This is a genomic window from Sphingobacterium sp. HMA12 (genome assembly GCF_002933815.1).
In the GTDB taxonomy this organism is placed as follows: Bacteria; Bacteroidota; Bacteroidia; order Sphingobacteriales; family Sphingobacteriaceae; genus Sphingobacterium.
The window spans coordinates 1165908-1189884 of record NZ_BEYR01000001.1 but is presented as its reverse complement, the minus strand read 5'-3'; the positions used below and the strand labels follow the sequence as shown (position 1 = coordinate 1189884).

Here is a 23977-nt window from a genome sequence, read left to right as displayed (position 1 = left end):
CCAATAATGAAACGACTCATAAGTTCACCTTTGAAAATACTAGGTTTATTGACAATCCTACTCGGATTGCTGATTGTAGTTTTCACATATGGTTACCTCATTGTTTTAGCATTGATCTTTGTTGGAGTCGGATTGATGCTATACCTAATTGATTATGGAATTAAAAGATTTTTGAGAGATAGGAAATCCTTTTGGGCATTGCAATCCATTTTTACAATCCTGTATATATCTTCTGTCTTTGTGACCTATATGAAATGGCAAGAACACAATTATATCATTTTTCCGAAAAACTTTAAAGGTCAGGCAGGGATTATTTTTGGAATAGCAGGTTATCCCGAGCTGCCCAAAACAAAGTTTTGGAAAAAAACAATTGTTATGCCTGATGATGGAGTCCTGATCACTTCGACAAAAATGGAAGATATTCCAAATACTATCCGTTATGCTTATGCCGACAGTCCCGAATTCGATAACACCAGTATCAATTGGGATCCTAACTTTGGAATAGACTGTATTGTTTGTGATAGTAGAATAGAAACTTGGCTCTTTCAAACAGGCGGCGAAGGATCAGCGGTTAAGGATATTATGACTTCTTTGTGCAATGAAATAGCATCAAGGAAAAAGACAAGCGCTTACAAAAGTATAAGTTCTGCGATACAAACAGACAGCAGGGGGCCGTATCTATGGCTTAACTCGAATAGTTTGACATCGCTTCCTAACGGTCTTGAAAAATTTAACCTTTATAAGGTGATATTGTCAGGTAATATGTTCAAAGAAGTTCCAGAACAAATTTTCCGGATTAAATCCCTTGAAGACTTGATTATGGCTGATAATCCGATCAATAAATTTCCTTGCAAAATAACACAAATAAAATACCTTAAAAGTGTTTCATTTGCAAAGACAGGGATTAAACAAGTCGACTGCGATCTTTCTCAATTGGATAGTTTGGAACATTTTGACTTGTCAGGGAATGAACTGACACTTTTCCCAGAACTAATTAAGACGATACCAAAGCTAACTTGGCTATCATTAAATGACAACCAGCTTTCGGATCTTTCATTTATCGATGGTAGACTAAGGAAGCTTGAAATACTCTATTTATATACCAACAAGATCAAAAACATTTCAACAGAAACAATATTTCTAGGAAATTTAAAAGAACTTTTGCTATTTGACAACGAAATAGAACGCATACCTGATAATATTTCTGATCTTAAAAATTTAGAAAAGCTTGAAATTTGGAACAACCCCATAAAATATATTTCACCAAAAATATCCCAGTTGAAAAATTTGAAGTCAATACGGATAGATGACGATTACTTAACACAGACGGACAAGGACAACTTAAAAAAATGGCTACCAAATTGTGAAATTAATTACCAGACGAGAAATGAAAAATTGCTTGAGCTCCAAAAGTGAGGGACTGTCCCACTAAGTGTGTAAATAGAAAATGCGGAGTTCAGTTATGTTCCTTATAACTGGACTCTTTTTTCAAATAAAGTTAGGAACTGATTTAGGATAATGCCCCAATTATGAATAGGCATAGTCCACTTTTTAGAGATTTCTCTCAAAGACAAATATACAGATTTTAGTACGGCATCATCACTGGGGAATGACAGTTTATTCTTTGTGTATTTACGAATCTTCCCATTCATGTTTTCGATGATATTGGTCGTATAGATTATTCTTCGGATCTCAAGTGGAAAGTCGTAAAAGACGGTCAGTTCGTCCCAGTTCTCCTTCCATGATCTTACTGCATAAGGATACTTGGATTCCGATCTATCGGCAAAATCTGCCAGTGCGGCTTGTGCAGCCTGTTTACTGGTGTACCCACCGCAGTAATCATAAACATCTGACTCCCCTCTCCTGAGATTTCGTCGATATCTACACTAAGCCTGTACACGCTGCTTGAGCGTTTCGGTAACACGCTTGTACATCTCCTGCATCTTCTTCTCATAGCTGGTAGAGCGACCTCCAAAGAAATCTACATAGCTCGCTCCTATATCGCTAAAGATATTGTTGCCGATGACAACATTGGCTGCTATTGGGAAACTGGAATTGGTCGTGTTTACTATCATGGCTTTATACATTTCAATTGGGCAAGGTGAATACCCAAGCCTAATATACATTATTTATGCTGACTGAATATGTTTGTCAATATTAACTAGCTAGACTATTACACACTTTGTAAGGCTAAGCTAGTGGTTTATAAAAAAAGTTGGTTACGGGAAACCGTAAGTAATTCTATAAAATGGAGATTTTCCTTATATTGATATCCGCAAAAACACGGATATAGTATTTTGCTTTTGGATGCGTAGTTTTGTTATTCTACGTATTATCAATCAGAAGAAAAAGTGAAATTAATATAATAGTAAACATGAAAATATATCCTCTAAAAGACGGTGATTTCAGTGTCGATAAGAATAAAAATTTCACCTATCTGGAAGATACTGAAAACGATAAAAATTTAAAAATTGCTGTGCAGCCTTTCCTTATTGAAACAGCTGGTAATCTAGTATTGCTAGATGCAGGATTAGGCTGGACGGAAAACGGAATTCCAAAAATTCATACTAACATTATAAAAGCAGGATTTCAACCAGAAGATGTTAAGCTAGCTATGCTTTCTCATCTGCACAAAGACCACATTAACGGACTTGTGAATAGAGCGAAAAATGATTGGACGCTTAATTTTCCAAATGCTGAAGTCTATATACAAAAGCGTGAATATGATTTTGCACTTTCAAAAGATGGAAGCCCTTCTTTTGATTTGGATGTTTTGAAGTTCATTGTTGAAAATGCCAATATTATCTGGATGGATTCTGATAAAGGAAGTATTACTTCAAAGATTGATTTCGAAGTCACCGGCGGACATACCCCTTATCATCAGGTTTTTTGGATTAAAGATAATGGAGGGACAGTTTTTTATGGTGCGGACAATCTTCCTCAAATGGGATATTTAAACTATCAAATAGCATTTAAAACTGATTATGATGGCAAAAAAGCGATGGAAGAACGAATCATTTGGAAGAAAAGAGCAAAAGAAGGACAATGGAAAATCCTTCTTTATCATGATATTGAAAATAAAATAATTACCCTCTATGACAGGTAAGCTCCTCCCCTAGCTAAAAGTTGAGATTGCGCGCTCGCGAATCTCCAAGACATTCAACCCTGCCTCTTCCAATTTCTGCGAGGCCTGCTGCTCGATTAAATCCTTTAACAGGACTAAGGTCTGGTCAAATTGGACGTGTTTGCCAATTACAAAAGAAAGATCATACTCAACTTCTTCCCAGGTAGAGATATCGGCATGATTGTGCTGTAGCTGTACCTCTAACTTGTCAATGGCATTGGCGACCTTGGCTTCAAAGGTTTTCTTCTCTTCAAATTCATAGAAAAGATCATAGATCTCTTGTCCGTTACTTGTTGCCAGCATCTGCCTGATCTTGAGAATGGCCTGTTCTTCATTTTGCTGTTTGATCTTTCTGATCTCCGGATTGCGGATCTGATCTAATACGGACACGTCTCCCGCTTCGGCTTCAACAAGATCATGAATAATGATCATTTTTAACAGACGGGCTAAATCTACCTTCTGATCCAAAAGCGGCTCAATCAATATAGCCATCAGCGACATACGCCAGGTATGCTCGGCAACACTCTCCTGTCGCCCATTGGACAACCAGCTATGCCGTAGTTCGAACTTTAGTTTCTCAGCCAGCTGCAGCACATCCATTATCGCAGCCAATTGTTGTAGCTTAATTTGATCACTCATCATAGTAATATATAATACGTTATTCTATTTTGATATCTATCGGTTAAATAGCACGACTAATCTACTAAATTCGACGCATGAACGATACTGTTTTTCGATGAACATACAATTCATCACGACGAATAAACAGGTTTGCCTAGCAACAGCAGGGTGTGGTGTGACTACTTACTGCGTTACCATACTTATCTGTCATCTAGGGCATCATTTTCTCAAATAGACTATGTTGATATTTTTTGATCATCATTTCTTATTTGCTTCTCTTTGGATTGATAGGCATTGGATTTATTTTTACCAAATTGCCAGGAGAGCGAAAGCCCAAAAGAGCGGAAGGGTATGGAAAAATACCCCGTTTGAATAAAATTTGGTGAGGCTGAATAATTTCCTAAGTTCTTAATATTATTAAAAGGATCAACAATTGAAATCCCAACAACTGCTGCATCTTTCAAAATCTTTTTCTTGAATGAGATATTCAATAAGTTGAATGCGGCAAACTCTCCCTGAAATGTTATTTGAGGTGAATCATAAAATAGATATGAATCAAAGGTATAGCCTTTCCCTAAATTTACATCCATCCCTACAAAGGTCTTATACATTATAGAGGTTTTATTCGGTTCTTTTATGGAATTAGAAAAATCTTTATATGGAGAATTTGAATATGTATAAACATCCAGATTAGCTTTTAAATTAAACCGTTTGAGAAATTTTAAGGATCCATAAAAATTGGTTCCAAAACTTTTGTTCCTTCCAATATTTTCAAATGTTTGCAACATGACTATATTACCATTTTCAATAATCTGCTGTGCTACTGGCTCAATTATATTGTTTGTACTCTTATAATAAAGAGAAACATTAATTTGTCCAGTACTCTTAAAGAAGTTAAAATCACCACCAATCTCAATATTATTGATAATTTCTGATTTAAGTCTTGGATTGCCCTGGATCTGACTTGTTCTATCAGTATTATTCCTGAAAGGGTTTAGATAGTATAAGCTTGGTCGCTGAATTCTTTTTCCATATAGAATTTTAAAAGTTGAATTCTTCGAATATGAATAAGAAAAAGCTATGTTGGGAAATAGGTTATCTGATTTGTTGGAAAAATCAGATGAGCTACTGGTTTCATCCCCTTTCAAAATAGTCTTTTCCCATCTTACTCCACCATTAATATTAAATGATTCACCAATAGGCATTCCAGCTATAGCATATCCTGCTATGAAATTTTGATGATATTTAAACGAGTAACTTCGGTTACTATCATGCTGAATACTTCCATCTGTGCCCGATGTATCAATGTTAACGACTGAATTAATATTTCGATCTACTATTTTTGCACCAAAATCTAGCGAAAGTGAGCTAATGGGATATTTAAAGTCTAATTGAGCTGTATATTCATGATTGTTGCCAAGATTTCTGCCAGATTCTATGTGATTGTCATAATTGGAATGGTACTTTAAGTCGTTCTTACCTTTTAAATATTGAAATGACAAGGTCATTTCTTTACCACTAGATCCGAACTTTCTAATATAATCTGTACTAAAATCAAAATTGCCTATAGGTTGTTTATTATCTACAGCTCCGACAAATTCATTTTCTGCATAGTGGCTATGAATGTTGTTGTTTGTCATAATAACTAGATTATTAAAATTTACATTCGCAACAAACATTTGAAGTGAATCCAAAGAATAATCCATAGCAACAGCGAACTGAGTTCCATTTCTTCGATTTCTACTATCATTTTTTTGAGAAAATATTGGTTCTCCGTGGGCTGTTAAATTCTCCGTCGTAATAACACTTGCAATTGGATAACTCCATGAATTACCGATACTCCCAGTAATTCCAAAACGACCTATTCGTCCTGCTAAATTACTGCTCTGATTGCTTTGTCGTGTTCCAAATGTTGCGCCCACGCCGCCATTTAATCCTTGTACCGTTAACCGGTTTGTAATGATGTTAATTATTCCTCCTCCCCCTTCAACATCGTATTTCAATGAAGGATTGGTCATAATTTCAACTGATTTAATCTGACTAGACGGTATCATTCGTAGGGCATCAGCTATATTTCCACTCATAATTCCTGATGGTTTACCATCAATAAGAATCTTCACGTGTTGATTACCCCGAAGTGCAACTTTTCCATCATAACCAAGTGAAACCATTGGTAATTTTCTAAAAACATCCTCACCTGTCGTGCCCAATAAAGAAGGGTCGTTTGAGATATGATAAATCATTTTATCTAATTTGTTCTCAATTACTGGAACGCTTTTCGTCACCAAAACTGTTTCCAACACATTTCCTTTTTCAAGATATATCGTACCTAAATTCAGTTCAATGCTATCATTTGGTGTTTTTATATTTTCCAAATATTTATCCTTATAACCAACTAAACTAATTTTTACATCGACGTACTCGAGTGAATCTAATCTAAATTGAAACTTACCATTTTTATCGGCCACTAAAGAAATTAAACGATTCCCTTTATGAGAAACTGTTACATTTGAAAACTGTAGAGGTCGGTGAGATGTTGAATCCTCTATTTGTCCGTATATTACCTTTTCTGTTTTTTTAGACATCCGTTGCTGCGAAAAGGAGCTTACTGACAAGAAAACAATAGATAAAACAAGCAGTAAAGAAGGAAAGATAAATCTGATAGCCATTTTTTATTTTAAAATTAGCTCCGGCCATGCCTAGGATTAAAATCTTTTACGTTAACATAGCTATATTTTACGCAAATCGTTAATTGAATTATATTTTTCCTATTAACTTTAAAAACGATATCTTCCATATGCTTACCGCTATTAATTTATGAAACAACGTCTGTAATTATGAGTCGAAAAAAATATGAAATAATATTATTAGTCTGGGTCTTGTCATTCGTGTATCTGCTATTTGGCGCTCTTGTATTTAATAAGGCTTCTTTGATAGGCATAACTTTAATAGTAGAATCTCAAATTATTTTATTGATTATAATATTGTTGACTGCAACGTATATTTTTCCGAAAAATTGGGAAAGAAAACTATGGGGGCTAATAGCTATTCAGATAATAGGCTTAAATCTGATATGTGTGCTAATTAAATATGTGATGGAAGAGGAAATCTTTGTAAGCTTTTTAGGCTTTCCCAAAAGCCAGAATTTAGATCCCCTATTTTTTGTATATGATAACTTCTATTACTCGCTGCCAAGCTTTTTCATTGGTTTCATTACATTTCTCATTTTTAGAACTTTTACGATAGAAAAACGTAATAGTGAATTAAAAGTTTCAGTACATGAAGCGGAGCTAAATCTACTAAAATCTCAAATTAACCCACATTTTCTGTACAATGTACTTAATTATATGTATTCTATTTCCTTACCCCTTTCGCCAACGCTAACCAATTCCATATCAAAGTTGGCAAGTACAATGCGATATACTTTAACGAAGTCCGAGGTTCAGACCTCTCCTTTAAATGAGGAAATCGAATTCGTTCAAGACTATATAGACTTACAATCAACTCAGTTTGATCAAGGAATACATTATAACTTTATTAGGGCAATAGATAATGATAATATAATGGTTCCTACAATGGTTTTAGTTACTTTTATTGAAAACGCTTTTAAACATGGAATTGTTGATGACCCCAGATTTCCTCTTAAGATCAAAATAACCGCACTGAAAAATAAGATAGAATTTGAGATTGAAAACTATATTAATCAAAATTTAAAAGACCCTACTGGCGGCATTGGATTAGCTAATGTGAAACGTAGATTAGCACTCCTATTACCTGACAAGCATATTCTTCAGATTTCCGCTGAGAATGATCTTTATTCAGTTCACCTCAAAATGTTTTTATAACATGAAAAATAGTATTCAGTGCATAATAATAGATGATCAAATGTTTGCTATAGACATTTTAAGAAATCACTTACTCCAATTCCCAAATTTTTCATTGGCATATTATGGCAGCGATGTATATGAAGCTTTAAGAATTATTGAAAGTTCAAAAATAGACCTGATTTTTCTTGATATACAAATGCCTGACATGAACGGTTTACAATTTTTAAAATTATGTAAACATAAATGCAAATTTATCTTCACTACAGCCTATTCTCAATATGCTATCGATGGATATGAAAACGACGTTATTGATTTTTTATTAAAACCGATAACTTTTGAACGCTTCGAAAAATCAATAGCTAAATTCTACCATCTTTTACAGATTGGTTCAAACCTGGAAACCGAATCTCTAAAAGATTACATATTGATTAAAGGAGACTCTAAACAGAAATATTTCAAGGTAAAATTACAAGATATATTGTATATAAAAGGCTTAAACAATTATATATGTGTCTATACAACCACACAGTCCATTATTACATACTTGAATCTAAAGGATTTTATAACCACTTTACCGTCTCATAAATTTTGTCGAATACATAGATCTTATATTGTTTCAATTGATCGGATCATATCTGTTGAAAAGGATTCTGTTAAGATCTCCAATGAGGTAATACCTATCGGTTCTTCCTATAAAAAAGAATTTTTTCAACTATGGAAATTAAAGGTCTTATGAATAATTATCTCCTGCACCTCTTCCGATTTCAAGCTTTTCTTCCCAAAACCTCTCTTATCTCGTGTGCTTGAGCTACAGTTTGAGTTATCGAGGTTATTTGTATGACCACATTCACATCGCCACACTTCTTTTCCACTCGAAAACATCCCCTTCGATTCCTCAACTTTTACAATTTCAGGGAAGAGCTTTGCTAAAGCATTCCCTTCTAAGCTTTTCAAAATAGCTATTTCTTCTTTTGAATACCAATCTTTGTCTAAAGAGAATATTTTCAGGGCTATACGTCTTGCATGTACATTACTTTGTAAAAGGTTAATAGCTCTTGAGTAATCTATAAAATTGAATGAAGTGATAATAGCATTGATACGTTTTACTTGTAAGGTTGTCATTGCTTTCTATTAAAGCGTTATAAAGAATAGCAATGGCTTCCTCAAGCGGTAAGTAATCAAAATAGCGGAATATCATTTCCAGTTTATCTTTTGGAGTTTGTTCTATACCGTAATCCTCATTCATTGCTTTGAACACAAGTGGCTCAAATTTCCTTAGACCTGATAGTTTCTACCGACTTATAATTTTCTAGGATAATATCTGCTCGGACCTTTTGCTGAATCAGTTCGCCATCCAATAGATCATCCTGCTTCTCGATCGGAACGCGAGCAACTTCTTTAAGATGTACTGGTGTACCCACGGCCGTAATCATAAACATTTGACTCCCCTTTCCTGAGATTTCGTCGATATCCACGCTAAGCCCAATAATAGCATCAGCACGAAGTGCCTGAGCACGTTGCTTGAGCACGTTGCTTGAGCGTTTCGGTAACGCGCCTATACATTTCGTGCATCTTCTTCTCATAGCTGGTGGAGCGACCACCAAAGAAATCTACATAGCTCGCTCCTATATCGCTAAAGATATTGGTGCCGATAACTACATTGGCAGCTATTGGATCATAATATCGTGAAATCTCCCTCCCTTCGATGGAATTGGTCGTGGTTACTATCATGGCATGCTACTTTTCAATCGGGTAAGGTTAATACCCAAGCCTAATATAATTATTTATTCTGAATTAAAATGTTTGTCAATATTAACGATTCAGATTATTACAAAATTGTAAGTACCCATTTTTAGAAATATTCGAAAGTGGAAAAATCGGCTGTTTTGACCTGCTTTTCAATAAACATTTCAGGCGTTAAATTGTAATATCCCCTAAACAGCTATAGGGCCTAAAGGTGTATTCTAAATCTTCGATAACCTGATAGTCTCTAATACTTTGTCCCATATAGATTACTATAAATTGACGACTTTAATTATTCGCTATAGTTAAGCGTCGTTTTTTTCCGTCGAAAGTGGCGTCGAAATGAACTCGAGTCTCCGCGATATCTAGTATTCTTAAGTGTAGGGATGTATCTAAGCGCTTATAACTTTTGTAATAACACATGGATCTCTTCAAAAGTGGAACCTGGCGCGCTCTATTTAAGTAAACCTTTAGTCGCAAATCATCCCCTTAACTATTTTCCGACGCTGGGAGGCGCTCAATACTTTTTTTAAACACATCTTAATGCATCTATTTGTCCACACTCAGGTTGGTCACAAGTTTTTTCAGTTGCACATTTCCTTCATCCAGCTGACAAAGCTTGCACAGTTCGGCTACACCAGACCCGTCATATTTCTTCTTTCAATTGTAGAAAGTAGCCCAACTGATACCATTCACGTCCGAATTCACTTCTTTAAAAAGTCCTGTTTTGCGGGGTGGGGCAGCAAGTCTACCATAACATCACTCTCTAAGTATACATTACACCAATTTTGATAGGACTCTATCGCTTAAATCCCTTATTTGCTTCTCAGTAAAACCTTCCTTTTCCATTATTTCATTCATATATCTAAAATGATTTAATATAAAAGTTTCCAATGATATTAAATTGAATTCAATGGTTTTTCCTGCCTCCATTGGTACAATATTGTCTATCGTACAAATACAGCTTGCTAGAATACCATGTGAGGAGTGTTGTTTTGGCAAATCGGTATTTAAATAATAAAACCAGTAAGGAAATGAGCGATCGAGAAATTCGAGAAACATCCTTATCTCTGGAATTTCATAAATTTCTCTATCATCATCATCATAGCCATGAATTGTGAGAACCAATTTATTGAAAAATTTTGTTGGCGTTTCATGCATTTGCTCTAAAGTACTTAATACATCATTGTGATAAAATGCGTCTATATCTGTCTTTGAAATAACCAAATTAATAAGGTCGTAATTATTGTTTTCCATATTTTAAAAAATTATCAAATTCATAAAAAGTCATTATATTGTACTGATTTTCAATAAACTCCAAAGCACTATTTGACGCTGTTATAAAAAATGGATCTACCTTGTAGTCATTAGAAACATCGCAGACATTTATGAAAATTTCTTTTACGATGTTTCTATTGTTCTCAACCCACTCTATTTTTCTCATAAATTTATTATGATACCTTTTCTGTTGGTAATGATCTTTCCATACTTGTGCTAATCCTCTTGCGTCCACAATTGGTGCGTAAGCCTTACATTCTACAACAAACATTTCATTTGTTTCTGGTTTGTAAGCAAGAATATCTATTTCACCACAATTAATGTCTCTACCATCAAATTTTGAAACATTTAAGCAGTGAAAATCATACCCTAAAAGCATATTACTCACCTCTTTCTCAAATACTTTAATCCTATAAAAAGCTTCGATATCTATTATATCTTGCGCTAATTGCATTTTGGTCTTCAAATCACTTCTTTGCCCCAAGACAATCTTGATCACAAAAATATCAAGCCATTCTGCATACATTCTCGCACTAATAATAACATGTTTCTTAGAAGATGTAACAAATTCCTTCTGAGCATTTCTACAATCATAAATTGTTTCAAAATTTGATTCTAAATCCACTATAACCCCGGCATTATACAACATTCTAACCTGTTGATTTTTTCTTAAAAAATCTCGATTAGTATGATTTTCATTTTTAATATTCAAAAAGCTAATTTCTATCAATGATTCAATTTTATCAATTGTTACATTTGAAACATCAGAAACTAGTCGAATGAAATCATCTAGGGGCTGAATTATAACTGATGCTTGAATATTGTTGGAAATTTTATTAGAAATAGCGATTACTATATTTTGAATTTCTTCAATAGAAATTGAAAAATTCTTTAATAAAAATGAGTCCACCATACTCGTCAAGATCTCATTATTGGGGGCAAAGCGAGCGTATTTGTCCCAGTCAGTATTTGAAAGTATTGATTTTGTAATATCATCAAATAGTTTGTTGAGTATTGAATCAAATTCAGGGGATTTTATTAATAAATCTGGAGAAAAAACAATTCTAATTGACGTAATTCTACTCTTTAAAAAATGTAAATAGTTTGAGTATTCTGAACATTGGCCCATTGCAAGTAAAATTGTGAACACAACATTTACACTTTCTATTGGAGGTCTATCTTGGCCGTAAATTGCATTATCTTCTAGCTTTTCTAAACAAATATCTATAATAAACCGCCAACCATAACGACCTATGGGAGCAAATTTCTTATCCCCTACGACATTTTCAATTGGATCATTGTAATGTATCACGGTCCAAAGTTCAAGTTGTATATATGCCTCTCGAATCCACGCGGTAGGATGAAATTTATTTAATTCAATTTCTAATTCTAATTTTAAAGTATCATAACAGTCATTATAGAATTTTTTAATACTATCTAAATCTGTCATTTCTCTAAAAACATCCCTGGGCCAATTCTGATATATAACCTTATTATAAATCTCTTTTTTTATTTCACAATGTGGTGATATTACGCGCATTACTATTCTTTAATAAGTTATGTTTATAGTTTTCTTAATGCTGTTATCGAAGGTTTTAGTTTTATGCTGATAACTACATTGGCAGCTATTGGACTACAATATCGTGAAATCTCCCTCCCTTCGATGGAATTGTTCGTGTTTACTATCATGGCATGCTACTTTTCATTCGGGCAAGGTTAATACCCAAACCTAATATACATTATTTATTCTGAATTAATATGTTTACAGATATTAACTTTCAAGATTATTACACACTTTGTAAGGCTAAGCTAGTGGTTTATAAAAAAGGTTGGTTACGGGAAACCGTATAAGCATATTGATATCAAAAATAACCCTACCTACTGATCCCTCCCCTAGCTAAAAGTCGAGATCGCCCGCTCGCGAATCTCCGAAACATTCAACCCGGCCTCTTCCAATTTCTGCGAAGCCTGCTGTTCGATTAAATCCTTTAACAGGACAAAGGTCTGGTCAAATTGGACATGTTTGCCGATTACAAAAGAAAGATCATACTCAACTTCTTCCCAGGTAGAGATATCAGCATGATTGTGCTGTAGCTGTACCTCTAACTTGTCAATGGCATTGGCGACCTTGGCTTCAAAGGTTTTCTTCTCTTCAAATTCATAGAAAAGATCATAGATCTCTTGTCCGTTGCTTGTTGCCAGCATCTGCCTGATCTTGAGAATGGCCTGTTCTTCATTTTGCTGTTTGATCTTTCTGATCTCCGGATTGCGGATCTGATCCAATACGGAGACGTCTCCCGCTTCTGCTTCAACAAGGTCATGGATAATGATCATTTTTAACAGACGGGCTAAATCTACCTTCTGATCCAAAAGCGGCTCAATCAATATCGCCATGAGCGACATGCGCCAGGTATGCTCGGCAACACTCTCCTGACGTCCATTGGACAACCAGCTATGCCGTAGTTCGAACTTTAATTTTTCAGCCAGCTGCAGCACATCCATTATCGCAGCCAAATGTTGTAACTTTAATTGATCAGTCATCATAGTCATATATAATACGTAAGTCTATTTTGATATCTATCGGTTAAATAGCATGGCTAATCTACTATTTTCTACGCGTGAACGATACTGTTTTTCGATGAACATACAATTCATCACGACGAATAAACAGGTTTGCCTAGCAACAGCAGGGTGTGTTGTGACTACTTACTGCGTTACCATACTTATCTGTCAGATAGGGCATCATTTCGGCTAAGCCCATAGCATCCATTGGAGTGGATAGGTTGTTGTCAAGATAAATAAACTTGTTCATATTAGTCGATTTGCCTTGCGTCGTTTTTTTCATCTTCATCATACGTTTTGAGCATATAATCTTTTCCCAGGTTGCCTTTAGAAACTTTTACTTCGGCAGTCATTGGTGGATGCGGAAAATCACCTTTCCATTTCATAAAAAATAGATTCATCATCCGATTTCCCCATTCTTTGTTCTCAAATACAGCATCGTTGTAATTTCCTCCGAAAGTAATTACCCAGGATGGTAAATCCACCTTAGCACGCTCCCATGTAACGAATTGCCGCGCGTTAAAAATATTTATAAAGGATAAGAGTCCATAGGAATAGACTGTTGAAAAGAGAAAAATAACACTTACATAAAAGAATTTCAAAAATGTATCTCGGATAGTGATTTTTTTGAATACGATTAAGATACTACTGACTACCATCACAACTCCACCTAACAGAGCCGCCCATGGTAGAAAGTACCAATCATCTTTCAGATGGACTTGATCATATAGCATAAAAGCAAATTCTAGCACTACCAAAAATGTTAAAAACGCCTTTACATATTTGCTCATGAGATATTCAGTCCGCCAATTTTCAAAAAAAAGAACCAATACTAATCCAGAAAACAACCCATAGAGCAAAGCTGTGTATTGATTAAAAAACATAAAACTTATAGCGTGAAGAAGTAGAGCCAAGAAAGCACCTATAAAAACTAGACTTTCAAATTTCTCGTGTGAATAAATTCTAAGTTGTTGTATAATACGCATAAATTAAGTCATTGGTTAATGGTGAAACTAAAATTCACTGTATAGGATAAATAGCTTCTGTTTAAAGATAAATATTATCTATCGAAAGTTAATAAAACTGAAGTTTAATTAACCAGATTGTTACATAAATAATGCTAGTTCCCGTATGACGGTTTCTTGCTCAAATGACAGTTATCGAAATCTCTGACGTGAAAAAATATTTAAAGCATATATCTTTAGATTGATTTTTATTTTTCTAAATGAATCACTATTTTAAACTCAGCTTTAATTAGCTGATTAATTAAATGCACGTACGAATTGAAAGTAAGAGACAGACAGAGCTTCATCAAATTTCTTGATTTGTTGCGCCAGGATTTGCTCCAACATCTTGAAACTTGGGAAAACAAAACCTTACCCGACTTTCTGGAAACTTTGGCGACATATACAGAAGATATCCAACGGTATTATGATAGTACAGGTGCAAATCTAGATGCTAGAAAAGCTGTTCCAGGGATAAATCAGTTTTTCGATGAGGGACTTGCCACGTATATACGGGAAACAAAATTAGTTTTTGAAAATCTAGGTTTAAATAAAGAGAATATACAAGAGCAACTGCTCCATTTATAGGTTGATAACTCACTCTGCAAATTAAAAACATAATGAAATTAAAATTAGTCATACCATTCTTTTTAATGTTTGTAGCAACATCTTTTGCTCAAAATACATCCATCGCACCTATTCAAATTAATTCTACGGATAGTACTGCGGTCTACAAGCTTTTCCCTACACAAAATATGTTTACATTCATCAAATTGAATACAAGAAACGGACAAATGTGGCAGATTGAGACTGATAAGGTAAATAAAAATAAAGCTGTTATGACATTGTCAGCCATGCCCTTAGCAAGTAAAGAAGAAGAAAAAAATGGTAGATTTTTTCTTTATTCTACTACTAATATCTTCAATTTTATTCTTCTCGATCAAATAGACGGTAGAATGTGGCAGGTATCCTGGGGAAGAGAAAAGGATAGAAAAGTGTTACTAATTGAGTAATAATGCATTTTATTGCTTTGATAACAAATATTCATTTTGCAACCATTAAATCATGAAAAATGTAATTGCTATATGCACAATTATCTTGCTCGTGTTGTGGAGTAAAACAGACAAGTTATAGACAATAAGGTAAAAATTATATGGTTAATCAACTTTACGCATTGAAAGTGACAGACAGAACGAGTTTTATTAAATTTCTTGATCTCCTACGTCAGGATTTGCTCCAACATCCTGAAACTTGGGAAAACAAAACCTTACCTTATTTTTTGGAAGCTTTGGCGACATATACAGAAGATATCCAAGGGTATTATGATAATACAGGCGCAAATGTAGATGCTGGAAAAGCTGCATGGTCAACGTTTGCTGATATTTTCAAGGGAGCTAAAGTTTACGAGTAATATTAAGCATAAACTTCGATTTTCACATGTTCGCATATTTACAACGAACATTTACTTAAGTATACATACCAAAACTACAGAATAATATATGAACATAACCCTTAGTGTTAATAGAGATTTGAATGCAGATGATATTCTACAACTATATAAGCTAATAAATGGAGTGCAGCCGAAAAGCCAGAATTACTGATGAAAGCACTCTTAAATTCGCATTCTTTGGTTACTGCATGGGATGGTACAACATTAGTGGGCCTAGGGAATGCCATTTCCGATGGATATCTGGTGGTATATTATCCGCATCTACTGGTGCTACCCTCCTATCAAGGCAAAGGGGTTGGTCGCTTAATCATGGATAAAATGCAAGAGATTTATAAGAGTTTTCATATGCAGATGCTTACTGCTGACGGTAAAGCTATCGACTTTTATAAAAAGAACGGCTTTGAACGAGCCGGTCAAACAGAGCCGATGTGGATCTATTCTGGTGCTGATCATTAGATTAATGAAGAAATCAATCAACTCCTTTCTTTCGTCCTCTTTTCTCTCTCTAAAGGGCGGTAATGATAACTCAGTTACCGTTATCTATAATAAAGATCCCAAAGAAAACGACCATCGGCACATAAAGATGGCAAATCCTTATTCGTACATCTATCTTCTTTTCCTTACTTGAACCTACGCCTAATATTTTTTTTCTTGAATAAACCACCATAACTCTCAAGAGACGCATAAAAATATTAATTAAAAAAAGAACGGAGTCCAATCGAACTCCGCAAAGCTTCTTCACTTTAAGAAACAGTTCCAAATGTAATTATATCTACCTCTCTACTTTTTCTATTGTAAGAACGGGGTCATGTTTTATCCAACATTCGCAATAGTCAATCGTTCCACCATGGTTTACGTGGACAGGAATATCCGAATTGACGGGAACTGGATCTGACCAATAGATCGGATAATCAAAAACCGCCCATGCCTTACTATAGTAAAGATCATTTCAATTTACTCCAATTTAATTTGGCTATTGTAAGTTTCAGCATCGCACGCTGCAATTGCATTGCCATCAGAGAGGGGAATTGTAAAAATAAAATGTTAGTATTGCACCTGTTTTAGTGATAGACACACCGAAGGACAATTTATGATTTTGCTAAGAAAACTTCATTTAACTACCAAAAATCTAATAATAAATTTATTGGATTATATCCATAATATATTTTTTCGCTTTCTACCGATCAAGACATTTAGATATGCATCTTGTGGAGGAGGAGTGGCTGTCCTGAACATCTTCATCTATTTCATTTCGTATAATTTTATTTTTAAAAAGAAAATTATACAAATAACTGAAACATTAGCGGTAACACCCCATATTGGAGCTTTTATCGTCGCTTTTCTGATCACCTTTCCTTTGGGCTTTTATTTGAATATGTATGTTGTATTCAGTCAACAGGCAAACAGAAAAAGGAGGATACACTTATTTAGGTATTTTCTTGTCGTACTATTGTGTATACTCTTGAATTATATTTTCATCAAATTTTTTGTAGAAGAGCTTCACTTTTATCCGACCCCCTCGGCGTTACTAACAACTATTTTAGTTTCTATTTTCAGTTATGTTTTGCAGCAGGTCTTTTCATTTAAAAAGAAAATGTAAATTAAGATCAAGCGAAAATTCAATAAAGTTTTAATAAATAATATCCATTTAAAAGGACGGCACCGAAGATGACTTCGGTGCCTAGCGCTTTACTTTTGACAAATAACTCCTTTAGGGACAGGAGTATGCAAATATATGAATTGATTTTTCAGAGTATTCGATAAAATTTAACTTATGGCACCTTTTTACTTTTTGCTCTCGCTTTAACAAATTCCCAGATTGCTTCTTCATTCACATACACTACCTTCTTGCTCTAAACGTCAGCCCGCACCAAGAAACCGATAATCGAATCTATTGATATGTCCCAACGATTTCGGCGGCTCTTTTGTTCAAATTCATTAATCTCGGGAGAAAACTGGCTTTTAAAGTCTTCTATTAAATTAATACCCTTCTTAAATCTAGATTAACCATACTCCATCAAGATACAAAATAGATATAGAAATTATCGTTATTGAGTTAAATATTTTGTCTTTTGAGTCCCGTTTTGTAAATTCAGTAGCCAGTAAAGCCATATCATGAAATTAATTGTAAAAATATTCCAAATCTGTATTGTTATATTACTTTTGTTGGGATATAAGAACTCGTCATTGGCGAAAGTTATCACAAAACTAGCAGCGACAGATTCATTAATTGTATTGCATTTTCAGACGAAAGACTCTCTAATTTACAGTCGGGACTATTTTGACAATATCTTAAGAGTTCGTCCTGAATTTGTATTTGATGAAACAATTAATCCCACATTGAGCTATCACCTGCTGCAGGATATCGAGTTCAATAGTGAGGCTGGAAAGGATCACTATTATATGCTCTATTCCTATTTCTTAATGCAGGTAAATGGTGAACAGAAATATGCAACACAGCGCAAAAGATTATTTCAGCTATTTTCAAAAATAAATGAATTATTTGCTTCTATTGAACAAGGAGGTACATATTTTAGACATCAACAGAAAAGGCTGCTTGCTGAAGTAGAATACGCGATCTACCTCATGCCGAAAGACAAAAGTGAGAATCAAAAAATATACGATATCAAAAAACAAAAACAGTTATATATCCAGGGGCTTCGACAGCTTGTGATTGATAAAATAACAAATAATGAAGAAATTGAACCTCAACATAAGTCAGGTCAGGTCAAACGGCTCAACAAAATAGTAGATGACATAAATCTATTAATAATAGACAATTTCTCTTTAAAAAGGTGAAGACTTACCATTTTTTAAACAGTGAATAAATATAAAATATGCTTTAAGAAACCAATGGATTCTTAACATATAACCACGGACTTAATCCGTTTAGTGATTTATGTGGATGATTACTATTATAGTCAACCTGCCACTCATAAGCTAACGCATTGACTTCTGTCAGTGAACCAAACAAGTATGCGTCTAATACGTCTTCCCTAAACGTCCGATTCAATCGTTCGATATAAGCATTTTGCGCAGGCTTTCCTGGCTGGATATACTGTAACTCAATCCCGTTATCGTGACAAAACTCAATAAATACCTTAGACAAAAACTCTGGACCATTATCCGTTCGTATGCGTTTGGGCTTGGGTCTAAATAACAATAGCTCTTTTAATTTCTGCACCAATCTAACGCCGGGTATGGAATAGAAAGCTTCATTTATCAATGACTCCCGATTATAATCATCAATGACATTCAGCACTCTGAATCTACGCCCATTAGCTAAAGAGTCGCTCATAAAATCAATTGACCAGGTTTCATTAACTGCGCCCGGAACCGCTAACTTTTCTTTAATTCGAGACGGAATGCGACGTTTGCGTTTTACTCTAAGTTTTAAGTTGATATTCCGATAGACACGAAGCACCCTTTTTCTGTTCCACAACAGACCTTCCAGCCGTATTTTTCCAAAATAGGCTTCAAATCCTCTTGTAGGATATCTGGATGCTAGATCCATTAATTTTGTAATAACGATTTGATCATCCTTTTTGTGGTCATAGTAGTACATACTTCGACTCATACATACAATCTTACAGGCTCTATGAATACTGATCCCTTGCTCATCTATAACGCCGTTCACCAGCTCTTTACGTTCACAAAGCTTTAGAGCTTTTTTTCAATGATATCTTTTAAGACACGGTGATCAAGACTTAAGTCAGCAAACATCCGTTTTAAACGAGCATTTTCTTCTTGGAGTGCTTTTAGTTCCTTAAGGTGTTGAGCATCCATACCTCCGTATTTTTGCTTCCATTGGTAGAACGTAGCAGCGGAGATCCCATGCTCTCTGCAGATATCCTTTGTGGCCTTTCCTGACTCATATTCCTTGAGAATATTGACGATTTGATGTTCTGAAAACTTGCTCTTTTTCATAATATATAACAAACTAATTTAACATTTTTAATTTGTCTGAAAAACAGGTAAGTCTACCAAGGGAGCAATATTTTCAAAGCAATTATTACGAATATTACTGAACAATAAATGGAAGCATTAAAAATGCAAGCTTAGATTAGAACCGATATGGATCATTTAGAAACTACACCACTATGGACATTGGTAGCTAACATCAAAGAGAACATCAAGTATGGTGAAGGGAAACTACAAACTCGTATCGGTACAAAACAGTTTAGCCCCGGTACCAAGGTGTATATTATCGATTGGTTTGCCGGGATGACCGAAGATATTACGGTAATTGGGTTGGCCCGAGACACAAAAAGGTTAATTACGATTGTAATCCGGGCGGAATGGGTTGAACACCTCCGGGTCAAACTTTGCTACAACCCTAAAGTTTGTTCAAAAATAAAGACTTACTTTGATAAGGAGGAAGCTGGGATGCAGCGATATACTGAGCAATTTATAAATGAAATGTTTATCGGTATCCCACAATGGAATAAACCTGAGTCAATATAATGTATAGATAATATAATTTAACAATTGCAAATGGACGAGCTTGACGATTTTACGATTGGATTGCACTCAGGGGGGCCAATCAATTTCAATTACAGTAATCGGATTGTTAGTTATTGATGCGACTAGCAACTGGGATAAGAATTGGTTAAAAACTAAAATCTCAGTACAGGGCGGGGCTTTTAGCGGTATATATGAAGCAGACCTAACAACATTTGACTTTGAGAATTTTAAACAGGATCTGAATTTGCTATGACTTTTCCAAAGTTTTGGTTTTCAATAGTGATTATAATTGGGTTATCTTTAGTAGTATGGCCAATAGCAGATTATGTGCACGCACATCCTCTATCTAAATTCACATTACTAAATGGGCGTGAGAATATCATCACTATGTGTTGCTCACTTGTTGTATTTGGAGTCGCATTGGGTGTACATCATAGGAAGTATAATTCCGATGATGACTCATCACTGCGATAAATTGATTAATTTTAGAAAAAGTCTTAGTATATGTCTGATTTCATAGCGCTGCTGCAATACAGAACTACACAAGAAGGTGGAAGAAAGACGCCTGCTTTCTCTAAATATAGACCACAGATCAAATTTGATTTTGATGAAATGCAAACATCAGGTGAACAAACATTTATCGATAAAGATACAGTGTATCCCTGAGAGGAAGTTAAAGCGGCGATTCGATTAGCGGGTGTCATATATTTTAGAGGAAGACTTGCCGAAGGTATGTTATTTGAATTTCGGGAAGGCCCCCGTGTGATCGGTACAGGAAAAATCTTAGAAATATTGAATGATACATTGAAAATAGATCATTGATCGAAGTGAAGGTGTACAATTTCCTGACAATATAATTATATCTAAAGACAATATGGCAAAAGTTATTGATTTTATCCAGCTATCAAACAACTGGAATGCACACCCTGTATCACCGGAAGTAAATCTACAAATTGTAGGTAAAAATTTGATAATGGAGATTTATCTTAATCACTATATGTTCGATCGCTTTGTCGAGGGCGACAAAGCACGTATTACATTTGAAAATTCCTACAAGTATTCATTAAACTCTTGCAATGACGAGGGATACTATTATGGACAATATCGGATAAATTGGAAGCAACTTGAATGGGGAGAATTCTACGAAATAATTAGCGGCTTAGATAGGAAATTGCCTGAACCGATTGTACAGTTAAGTGATGATTTAGACAACAAAAGACACTACATTTTCTTTTTTAAGGATGAGACTTTCGAGTGTCTAGCGGATAACTATAAAGTTGAATTTATCTATGTCGAAAGATAGCTTAAAAGCCAATCTTTTTCTCCACGGGGTATGGAGATGGTTTTTATGCTACTTACATCGGACGAGACAGTGACGGTAAGATCTGTCAGCTGTTGACTGACTTTGATATTGTACTGTGGCGAAATGTTGGAGAGTATTAAAAAGAAGACAATAATGAAACGACTCATAAGTTCACCTTTGAAGATACTAGGTTTATTGACAATCCTACTCGGATTGCTGATTGTAGTGTTCACATATGGTTACCTCATTATTTTAGCATTGATCTTTGTTGGAGTCGGATTGATGCTATACCTAATTGATTATGGAATTAAAAGATTTTTGAGAGATAGGAAATCCTTTTGGGCATTGCAATCCATTTTTACAATCCTGTATATATCTTCCGTCTTTGTGACCTATATGACATGGCAAGAACACAATTATATCATTTTTCCGAAAAACTTTAAAAGTCAGGCAGGGATTATTTTTGGAATAGCAGGTTATCCCGAATTGCCTAAAACAAAGTTTTGGAAAAAGACAATTGTTATGCCTGATGATGGAGTCCTGATCACTTCGACAAAAATGGAAGATATTCCAAATACTATTCGGTGTGCTTATGCCAACAATCCTGAATTCGATGACACTCGTATCAATTGGGAACCCAACTTTGGAATAGACTGTATTGTTTGTGATAGTAGAATAGAAACGTGGCTCTTTAATACAGGCGGCGAAGTATCGACGGTTAAGGATGTAATGACTTCTTTGTGCAATGAAATAGCATCAAGGAAGAAGACAAGCGCTTATAAAACTATAAATCCTGTAATACAAACAGACAGCAGGGGCCAGTATCTATGGCTTAACTCGAATAGTTTGACATCGCTTCCTAACGGTCTTGAAAAATTTAACCTTTATAAGGTGATATTGTCAGGTAATATGTTCAAAGAAGTTCCAGAACAAATTTTCCGGATTAAATCCCTTGAAGACTTGATTATGGCTGATAATCCGATCAATAAATTTCCTTGCAAAATAACACAAATAAAATACCTTAAAAGTGTTTCATTTGCAAAGACAGGGATTAAACAAGTCGACTGCGATCTTTCTCAATTGGATAGTTTGGAACATTTTGACTTGTCAGGGAATGAACTGACACTTTTCCCGGAACTAATTAAGACGATACCAAAGCTAACTTGGCTATCATTAAATGACAACCAGCTTTCGGATCTTTCATTTATCGATGGTAGACTAAGGAAGCTTGAAATACTCTATTTATATAACAACAAGATCAAAAACATTTCAACAGAAACAATATTTCTAGGAAATTTAAAAGAACTTTTGCTATTTGACAACGAAATAGAACGCATACCTGATAATATTTCTGATCTTAAAAATTTAGAAAAGCTTGAAATTTGGAACAACCCCATAAAATATATTTCACCAAAAATATCCCAGTTGAAAAATTTGAAGTCAATACGGATAGATGACGATTACTTAACACAGAAGGACAAGGACAACTTAAAAAAATGGCTACCAAATTGTGAAATTAATTACCAGACGAGAAATGAAAAATTGCTTGAGCTCCAAAAGTGAGGGACTGTCCCACTAAGTGTGTAAATAGAAAATGCGGAGTTCAGTTATGTTCCTTATAACTGGACTCTTTTTTCAAATAAAGTTAAGAACTGATTTAGGATAATGCCCCAATTATGAATAGGCATAGTCCACTTTTTAAAGATTTCTCTCAAAGCCAAATATACAGATTTTAGTACGGCATCATCACTGGGGAATGACAGTTTATTCTTTGTGTATTTACGTATCTTCCCATTCATGTTTTCGATGATATTGGTTGTGTAGATAATTCTTCGGATCTCAAGTGGAAAGTCGTAAAAGACGGTGAGTTCGTCCCAGTTCTCCTTCTATGATCTTACGGCATAAGGATACTTGGATTCCGATCTATCGGCAAAATCTGCCAGTGCGGCTTGTGCAGCCTGTTTACTGGTGTACCCACCGCAGTAATCATAAACATCTGACTCCCCTCTCCTGAGATTTCGTCGATATCTACACTAAGCCCAATAATAGCATCAGCACGAATCGTCTGTGCACGCTGCTTGAGCGTTTCGGTAACACGCTTGTACATCTCCTGCATCTTCTTCTCATAGCTCGTAGAGCGACCTCCAAAGAAATCGACATAGCTCGCTCCTATATCGCTAAAGATATTGGTGTCGATGACAACATTGGCTGCTATTGGATCATTATATCGTGAAATCTCCCTCCCTTCGATGGAATTGGTCGTGGTTACTATCATGGCATGCTACTTTTCAATCGGGCAAGGTTAATACCCAAGCCGAATATAATTATTTATTTTGAATTAATATGTTTACAGATATTAACTTTCAAGATTATTACAAACTGTAAGGCTAAGGTATGGGTTTGAAAGAATGGTTGATTACGGGAAGCCGTAGAAAAGTTTAAAGGTTGTGTAAAGTGTCCGCTTTTAGAGAGCAATTGTCCGGTATTGAACAGTTGTGTTAATTCAAAGTTTTTATTTTCAGCATGATAGCTTTTTGGCAAGTACCTTGTCTGTCTAGCGAAGATATTAATTGACTTGATGAATATATGTCGGATAGTTAA

General features: G+C 34.9%; 28 protein-coding genes and 3 pseudogenes. 15 read left to right on the top strand and 16 right to left on the bottom strand.

Going from position 1 to position 23977, the window contains the following annotated elements:
* Positions 1-6 precede the first annotated feature (6 nt).
* Positions 7-1416: a leucine-rich repeat domain-containing protein gene (locus HMAT_RS05080; RefSeq protein WP_233789114.1), complete on the top strand. Its 1410-nt coding sequence runs from the start codon at positions 7-9 to the stop codon at positions 1414-1416.
* Positions 1417-1469: 53 nt separating this feature from the next.
* Here the strand turns inward: HMAT_RS05080 and HMAT_RS05075 are convergent.
* Positions 1470-1805 (bottom strand): annotated as a pseudogene (locus HMAT_RS05075) (transposase); the annotation flags it as partial.
* A gap of 81 nt (positions 1806-1886) precedes the next feature.
* Positions 1887-2075, bottom strand: coding sequence for a heavy metal-binding domain-containing protein (locus HMAT_RS05070; RefSeq protein WP_158655627.1), 189 nt, complete (start codon positions 2073-2075; stop codon positions 1887-1889).
* 299 nt (positions 2076-2374) lie between these two features.
* Between HMAT_RS05070 and HMAT_RS05065 the strand changes: the two genes are divergently transcribed.
* Complete coding sequence (locus HMAT_RS05065; protein ID WP_104381696.1) at positions 2375-3106, top strand: MBL fold metallo-hydrolase; 732 nt, start codon at positions 2375-2377, stop codon at positions 3104-3106.
* 9 nt (positions 3107-3115) lie between these two features.
* Here HMAT_RS05065 and HMAT_RS05060 read toward each other — a convergent pair whose 3' ends face one another.
* Complete coding sequence (locus HMAT_RS05060; protein ID WP_199768550.1) at positions 3116-3766, bottom strand: HD domain-containing protein; 651 nt, start codon at positions 3764-3766, stop codon at positions 3116-3118.
* A gap of 215 nt (positions 3767-3981) precedes the next feature.
* Positions 3982-6414, bottom strand: a complete 2433-nt coding sequence (locus tag HMAT_RS05055) for an outer membrane beta-barrel family protein (RefSeq protein ID WP_104381694.1) — start codon at positions 6412-6414, stop codon at positions 3982-3984.
* Between the two features lie 168 nt (positions 6415-6582).
* Between HMAT_RS05055 and HMAT_RS05050 the strand changes: the two genes are divergently transcribed.
* Together HMAT_RS05050 and HMAT_RS05045 are read left to right on the top strand one after the other, a co-directional pair.
* Positions 6583-7590 (top strand): sensor histidine kinase, encoded by a 1008-nt coding sequence (locus HMAT_RS05050; protein ID WP_104381693.1) that lies wholly within the window; start codon positions 6583-6585, stop codon positions 7588-7590.
* Position 7591: 1 nt separating this feature from the next.
* Positions 7592-8308: a LytTR family DNA-binding domain-containing protein gene (locus tag HMAT_RS05045; protein WP_158655626.1), complete on the top strand. Its 717-nt coding sequence runs from the start codon at positions 7592-7594 to the stop codon at positions 8306-8308.
* Here the strand turns inward: HMAT_RS05045 and HMAT_RS05040 are convergent.
* The 8 genes from HMAT_RS05040 to HMAT_RS05010 form a co-directional block, all read right to left on the bottom strand.
* Entirely contained in the window at positions 8281-8694 is a 414-nt protein-coding gene (locus HMAT_RS05040; RefSeq protein ID WP_104381691.1) for a hypothetical protein, read from the bottom strand. The two genes, HMAT_RS05045 and HMAT_RS05040, sit on opposite strands and share 28 nt — an antisense overlap.
* Before the next feature lie 143 nt (positions 8695-8837).
* Positions 8838-9155 carry a heavy metal-binding domain-containing protein gene (locus HMAT_RS05035; RefSeq protein WP_104381690.1) on the bottom strand — a complete coding sequence of 106 codons (318 nt, stop codon included), beginning with the start codon at positions 9153-9155 and terminating at the stop codon, positions 8838-8840.
* Positions 9067-9303, bottom strand: coding sequence for a heavy metal-binding domain-containing protein (locus HMAT_RS27695; RefSeq protein WP_104381689.1), 237 nt, complete (start codon positions 9301-9303; stop codon positions 9067-9069). The genes HMAT_RS05035 and HMAT_RS27695 overlap by 89 nt, the downstream gene beginning before the upstream one ends.
* A 789-nt stretch (positions 9304-10092) precedes the next feature.
* Positions 10093-10572 (bottom strand): chlororespiratory reduction 6 domain-containing protein, encoded by a 480-nt coding sequence (locus HMAT_RS05025; protein ID WP_104381688.1) that lies wholly within the window; start codon positions 10570-10572, stop codon positions 10093-10095.
* Entirely contained in the window at positions 10559-12133 is a 1575-nt protein-coding gene (locus tag HMAT_RS05020; protein WP_104381687.1) for a hypothetical protein, read from the bottom strand. The genes HMAT_RS05025 and HMAT_RS05020 overlap by 14 nt, the downstream gene beginning before the upstream one ends.
* A gap of 353 nt (positions 12134-12486) precedes the next feature.
* Entirely contained in the window at positions 12487-13137 is a 651-nt protein-coding gene (locus HMAT_RS05015; protein ID WP_199768549.1) for an HD domain-containing protein, read from the bottom strand.
* Between the two features lie 133 nt (positions 13138-13270).
* A complete protein-coding gene (locus HMAT_RS27560) occupies positions 13271-13405 on the bottom strand; it encodes a hypothetical protein (protein ID WP_262508751.1) in 135 nt (44 codons plus the stop codon).
* Position 13406: 1 nt separating this feature from the next.
* Entirely contained in the window at positions 13407-13946 is a 540-nt protein-coding gene (locus tag HMAT_RS05010) for a hypothetical protein (RefSeq protein ID WP_233789113.1), read from the bottom strand.
* A 492-nt stretch (positions 13947-14438) separates the two neighbouring features.
* On the opposite strand from HMAT_RS05010, the gene HMAT_RS27210 reads away from it, so the two are divergent.
* From HMAT_RS27210 to HMAT_RS04980, 6 genes are all read left to right on the top strand, one after another.
* Entirely contained in the window at positions 14439-14747 is a 309-nt protein-coding gene (locus HMAT_RS27210; RefSeq protein ID WP_199768548.1) for a hypothetical protein, read from the top strand.
* A 32-nt stretch (positions 14748-14779) separates the two neighbouring features.
* Positions 14780-15172: a hypothetical protein gene (locus HMAT_RS05000; protein WP_104381685.1), complete on the top strand. Its 393-nt coding sequence runs from the start codon at positions 14780-14782 to the stop codon at positions 15170-15172.
* A gap of 140 nt (positions 15173-15312) precedes the next feature.
* A complete protein-coding gene (locus tag HMAT_RS04995; RefSeq protein ID WP_104381684.1) occupies positions 15313-15570 on the top strand; it encodes a hypothetical protein in 258 nt (85 codons plus the stop codon).
* Positions 15571-15786: 216 nt separating this feature from the next.
* Positions 15787-16065 (top strand): GNAT family N-acetyltransferase, encoded by a 279-nt coding sequence (locus tag HMAT_RS04990; RefSeq protein WP_199768547.1) that lies wholly within the window; start codon positions 15787-15789, stop codon positions 16063-16065.
* Positions 16066-16699: 634 nt separating this feature from the next.
* Positions 16700-17209: a GtrA family protein gene (locus HMAT_RS04985; protein ID WP_104381683.1), complete on the top strand. Its 510-nt coding sequence runs from the start codon at positions 16700-16702 to the stop codon at positions 17207-17209.
* 515 nt (positions 17210-17724) lie between these two features.
* Positions 17725-18408: a hypothetical protein gene (locus tag HMAT_RS04980; protein WP_104381682.1), complete on the top strand. Its 684-nt coding sequence runs from the start codon at positions 17725-17727 to the stop codon at positions 18406-18408.
* A 43-nt stretch (positions 18409-18451) separates the two neighbouring features.
* Here the strand turns inward: HMAT_RS04980 and HMAT_RS04975 are convergent.
* Positions 18452-19252: pseudogene (locus HMAT_RS04975) on the bottom strand (IS3 family transposase); the annotation flags it as partial.
* A 17-nt stretch (positions 19253-19269) separates the two neighbouring features.
* A complete protein-coding gene (locus HMAT_RS27205; RefSeq protein WP_199768545.1) occupies positions 19270-19536 on the bottom strand; it encodes a transposase in 267 nt (88 codons plus the stop codon).
* A 147-nt stretch (positions 19537-19683) separates the two neighbouring features.
* Between HMAT_RS27205 and HMAT_RS04970 the strand changes: the two genes are divergently transcribed.
* From HMAT_RS04970 to HMAT_RS04950, 5 genes are all read left to right on the top strand, one after another.
* Positions 19684-20073, top strand: coding sequence for a hypothetical protein (locus HMAT_RS04970; RefSeq protein ID WP_104381680.1), 390 nt, complete (start codon positions 19684-19686; stop codon positions 20071-20073).
* A gap of 504 nt (positions 20074-20577) precedes the next feature.
* Complete coding sequence (locus tag HMAT_RS26965) at positions 20578-20739, top strand: hypothetical protein (RefSeq protein WP_158655623.1); 162 nt, start codon at positions 20578-20580, stop codon at positions 20737-20739.
* A 208-nt stretch (positions 20740-20947) separates the two neighbouring features.
* Complete coding sequence (locus HMAT_RS04960) at positions 20948-21376, top strand: hypothetical protein (RefSeq protein ID WP_104381678.1); 429 nt, start codon at positions 20948-20950, stop codon at positions 21374-21376.
* 11 nt (positions 21377-21387) lie between these two features.
* Complete coding sequence (locus HMAT_RS27690) at positions 21388-21516, top strand: DUF4241 domain-containing protein (protein WP_104383301.1); 129 nt, start codon at positions 21388-21390, stop codon at positions 21514-21516.
* 382 nt (positions 21517-21898) lie between these two features.
* Entirely contained in the window at positions 21899-22939 is a 1041-nt protein-coding gene (locus HMAT_RS04950; RefSeq protein ID WP_233789110.1) for a leucine-rich repeat domain-containing protein, read from the top strand.
* A gap of 53 nt (positions 22940-22992) precedes the next feature.
* Here the strand turns inward: HMAT_RS04950 and HMAT_RS04945 are convergent.
* A pseudogene (locus tag HMAT_RS04945) lies at positions 22993-23247 on the bottom strand (transposase); the annotation flags it as partial.
* A gap of 23 nt (positions 23248-23270) precedes the next feature.
* Positions 23271-23651: a YbjQ family protein gene (locus HMAT_RS04940; protein WP_104381676.1), complete on the bottom strand. Its 381-nt coding sequence runs from the start codon at positions 23649-23651 to the stop codon at positions 23271-23273.
* Between the last annotated feature and the right edge of the window lie 326 nt (positions 23652-23977).

Coding starts and splice junctions, on each gene's coding strand:
- HMAT_RS05000 (WP_104381685.1), top strand. CDS start 14,780: ATGAAATTAAAATTAGTCATACCATTCTTTTTAATGTTTGTAGCAACA.
- HMAT_RS05050 (WP_104381693.1), top strand. CDS start 6,583: ATGAGTCGAAAAAAATATGAAATAATATTATTAGTCTGGGTCTTGTCA.
- HMAT_RS05010 (WP_233789113.1), bottom strand. CDS start 13,946: ATGAGCAAATATGTAAAGGCGTTTTTAACATTTTTGGTAGTGCTAGAA.
- HMAT_RS04970 (WP_104381680.1), top strand. CDS start 19,684: ATGGATCATTTAGAAACTACACCACTATGGACATTGGTAGCTAACATC.
- HMAT_RS05025 (WP_104381688.1), bottom strand. CDS start 10,572: ATGGAAAACAATAATTACGACCTTATTAATTTGGTTATTTCAAAGACA.
- HMAT_RS05035 (WP_104381690.1), bottom strand. CDS start 9,155: ATGAGAAGAAGATGCACGAAATGTATAGGCGCGTTACCGAAACGCTCA.
- HMAT_RS05020 (WP_104381687.1), bottom strand. CDS start 12,133: ATGCGCGTAATATCACCACATTGTGAAATAAAAAAAGAGATTTATAAT.
- HMAT_RS05055 (WP_104381694.1), bottom strand. CDS start 6,414: ATGGCTATCAGATTTATCTTTCCTTCTTTACTGCTTGTTTTATCTATT.
- HMAT_RS27560 (WP_262508751.1), bottom strand. CDS start 13,405: ATGAACAAGTTTATTTATCTTGACAACAACCTATCCACTCCAATGGAT.
- HMAT_RS05040 (WP_104381691.1), bottom strand. CDS start 8,694: ATGACAACCTTACAAGTAAAACGTATCAATGCTATTATCACTTCATTC.
- HMAT_RS05080 (WP_233789114.1), top strand. CDS start 7: ATGAAACGACTCATAAGTTCACCTTTGAAAATACTAGGTTTATTGACA.
- HMAT_RS04980 (WP_104381682.1), top strand. CDS start 17,725: ATGAAATTAATTGTAAAAATATTCCAAATCTGTATTGTTATATTACTT.
- HMAT_RS05015 (WP_199768549.1), bottom strand. CDS start 13,137: ATGATGACTGATCAATTAAAGTTACAACATTTGGCTGCGATAATGGAT.
- HMAT_RS05045 (WP_158655626.1), top strand. CDS start 7,592: ATGAAAAATAGTATTCAGTGCATAATAATAGATGATCAAATGTTTGCT.
- HMAT_RS05070 (WP_158655627.1), bottom strand. CDS start 2,075: ATGATAGTAAACACGACCAATTCCAGTTTCCCAATAGCAGCCAATGTT.
- HMAT_RS27205 (WP_199768545.1), bottom strand. CDS start 19,536: ATGAAAAAGAGCAAGTTTTCAGAACATCAAATCGTCAATATTCTCAAG.
- HMAT_RS05065 (WP_104381696.1), top strand. CDS start 2,375: ATGAAAATATATCCTCTAAAAGACGGTGATTTCAGTGTCGATAAGAAT.
- HMAT_RS04985 (WP_104381683.1), top strand. CDS start 16,700: ATGATTTTGCTAAGAAAACTTCATTTAACTACCAAAAATCTAATAATA.
- HMAT_RS04950 (WP_233789110.1), top strand. CDS start 21,899: ATGCCTGATGATGGAGTCCTGATCACTTCGACAAAAATGGAAGATATT.
- HMAT_RS04995 (WP_104381684.1), top strand. CDS start 15,313: ATGGTTAATCAACTTTACGCATTGAAAGTGACAGACAGAACGAGTTTT.
- HMAT_RS05060 (WP_199768550.1), bottom strand. CDS start 3,766: ATGATGAGTGATCAAATTAAGCTACAACAATTGGCTGCGATAATGGAT.
- HMAT_RS27695 (WP_104381689.1), bottom strand. CDS start 9,303: ATGATAGTAACCACGACCAATTCCATCGAAGGGAGGGAGATTTCACGA.
- HMAT_RS04940 (WP_104381676.1), bottom strand. CDS start 23,651: ATGATAGTAACCACGACCAATTCCATCGAAGGGAGGGAGATTTCACGA.
- HMAT_RS04960 (WP_104381678.1), top strand. CDS start 20,948: ATGGCAAAAGTTATTGATTTTATCCAGCTATCAAACAACTGGAATGCA.
- HMAT_RS26965 (WP_158655623.1), top strand. CDS start 20,578: ATGTCTGATTTCATAGCGCTGCTGCAATACAGAACTACACAAGAAGGT.